A 2690-nucleotide genomic window follows, 5' to 3' on the forward strand; every position below is an offset into this window, starting at 1 on the left:
GACGCGACCACCGCGTCAACGTCTGGCACTCCTCATCGCTCAACACAAGCTCAGCCTTCGGCCGCCCAGTCCTCGCCATCCACCAAACCTACACTTACCCGACGAATTTCAGGCGGAGGACACTAGCACGTCCTTGCAGCCGTCCGTGGTGACGCCAATGGCAGCGTAGAACGGCCGGTTGGCGACCTGCCCGTCACGCACCTTCACGACCACGGCATCGATGAACACGGCGGCGTAGACCGGCTCCAGCGGCCGGCTCGCCCACTCGTTCATCTCCTCGATCACCTTGTCGGTGATCCGCGACACCGTCTCCTTCGAAACACTCGCACCGTAAATCTCGGCAAAGTGTGCCGAGATCTCCCCAGTGGTGAGCCCCTTCGCATACAGCGAGAGCACAATTTCGTCGACACCAGTCAACCGACGCTGCCGCTTCTTCACGATGATCGGTTCGAAACTGGACTCCCGATCCCGCGGTACCTCGATATCTACCTCGCCGGCCGCCTCCGAGATAATCGTCTTCCTCCGCGTGCCGTTTCGAATGTTGGCAGATTCACGTCCCGGTTCGGCGCGATTCTTCTCGTGCCCGAGATGCTCAGCCATCTCCTCATTCAGCGCTGTCTCCAACACATTCTTGGTGAACAGCTTCAACAGCCCGTCCGGGCCGGTCAGCGCCAGGCCCCGCTCACGAGCCTGCGCCACCATCGCAGCAGCGGCGGCCTGCTCAGCAGACCGCCGCTCAGCGTCGTCCGTCTTCTTCCCTTGTCCAGACCCCATGGCCCCAGATGTCATCACTGTCCGTGCCCATCCCGCCGGAACCTAGCCCGGCGTGTCGGGCCGGAAACACCGTTCGCTGCACAGTCCCTCACATGGGTGACGATGCTCGGTGTGCTGAGCCCTGCCGACATCCGCGAACGCTTGCGCACTGCAGCGACAGCCGCCCTGAAGGGAAACGTCGCCGGCGTGGAGCTCGCAGGGTCCTGGCTCGCCAGAGTCTCTGCTCGGGAGCTTGTTCGCGTCGATGGGTTCGCTCGCCAGTATCGGTACGAAGGACCGACGCTGGGTAAGGCACAGCAGTGGTCCAGGCAGGTCCTGTCGGGATCTCCATCGGCTGCGTCCCTGGCGAGCATGCATCCCGATGGCTTCGTCCGACAGCGCGCCGTGCGGGTCCTGGCCCGCACACGAACTCCCTTGAGCGAGCGGATGCTCGCTCTGCGAGCAGCAGATCACGTCGCACAGGTCCGTGAGCCGGCCATAGAGGCCGTCTTGAGTCGAACCGATCTTCAGACTGCTGCGCTGATCATGCCGGTACTTCAGCGGTTCGAAACGCGTGCTCGTGGAGTGGAAGCCCGGACCCTCTACCTTGGCGCGATCGAGAACCGGCACGGCGAGCCCCACGTCTGGGCGCAGCTGCGAGAGTCGACAGATCGCGATCTCCGCCGGGTCGCCTTCCGACACAGCCAGGAGCGCGGCCTATTGCGAACAAGGGATGCTGTCGACCAGCTACCCGTGGAGCGAGACCAAGTTGTGCGCCGACTGCTCGCGAACCTGATCGCCGACAACGCTGAACCCGCTGTGATCCGTGCGGTTCTGCTCCACGCCCGTACGGCTGAGAGCCGAGTTCTCGGATTGGTCAGGCTTGACCTGTCTCAACTCGCCCCGAGTGACGTCGAACCTCTACTGGTTGACTCGTCCGTCCTGGTGCGGTCTTGGGCCCGACAGCGCTGGACGGAGATGGGCAACGACCCTATTGCGACCTGTCGACCGGTCGCGGGTTCGGCGGCGAACCCCGCGCGTCGGGCACGTGCCTACCTCGCCCTGGCGGAGGCTGGTGTGCAGACCGACCGAGAGGAAGTACTAGACCTCGTACACAGCACGGAACTCGCCCTGCAGAAGGTGGGTTTGCGTCTGCTCGTGGCCAAGGCCACGAGCGAGGACGTACCGGATCTGCTTGGGCTCGTCGCCGCCGAGCACTCGCGAATCGCCCGCATGGCAACCGAAGTCCTCGCGCAGAATCCGGGGCTCTGGTCGATTGCCGACCTCGCGCCCCTCAAGCGGGCGACCAACCCGCACATTCGGCAGCGGGGATGGAGGCTCCACCGCAGCCGCCGAGGCTGGGAAGCCTTGATCGCAGACCTCGAGGTACTCCGGGACCCGGATCGGCATCTGGCAGCTCTGGGGCGCCAGCCTACCGCTCCGATGTATCTGCCACCGGATGAACGACAACAGCAGTACATTGCTGAGCTCCTCATCGACGCCCCACTTAGTCGTGATTAGAAGCTCGCAATCGCCCTCGCCGCTGGACTTCGAGACCTGATGACCGAGTTGAGGCATTCGCCGCGGTACCCCGTCACCGAACCCAAGACAGGACCGACCAAGAGAACAACCCCGTGGCGGCAACGGATCCGGAAATGGACCGGCCGACCATGAGCCGACCCAACATGACCAGGTGCTCGGCCGGGCAGATGGACGAGACCTAGGTGTCGCACATCAGGTGACGGGCGACGCGTTAGGGTCCCACCCGACGTTGAGGCCACTCGGAAGCACTCGCTCGCCCACGCGGACAACCTAGTACGGCGTGGCGTTAATGATTGGACGGTTGTTCCTGGGAGGATGCTGGTATGGCTCATCCTCCTGCTGCGGCGTTGGTGTTGCATGACGGTGATCGGGACGTTCTTGGTTCGTGGGTGCGA

The 2690-nt window shown here is 64.0% G+C and carries 1 protein-coding gene and 1 pseudogene; one reads left to right on the forward strand and one right to left on the reverse strand.

From position 1 onward, the window contains the following. Positions 1-123: 123 nt before the first annotated feature. A pseudogene (locus tag ABN028_RS35050) lies at positions 124-774 on the reverse strand (IS256 family transposase); the annotation flags it as partial. A 1056-nt stretch (positions 775-1830) separates the two neighbouring features. On the opposite strand from ABN028_RS35050, the gene ABN028_RS35055 reads away from it, so the two are divergent. Continuing rightward, the gene (locus tag ABN028_RS35055; protein WP_349699646.1) at positions 1831-2274 is read left to right on the forward strand and encodes a hypothetical protein; all 444 of its coding nucleotides are present in this window, start codon (positions 1831-1833) and stop codon (positions 2272-2274) included. Positions 2275-2690: the final 416 nt, after the last annotated feature.

This window comes from Actinopolymorpha sp. B17G11, from assembly GCF_040196095.1.
GTDB lineage: Bacteria > Actinomycetota > Actinomycetes > Propionibacteriales > Actinopolymorphaceae > Thermasporomyces.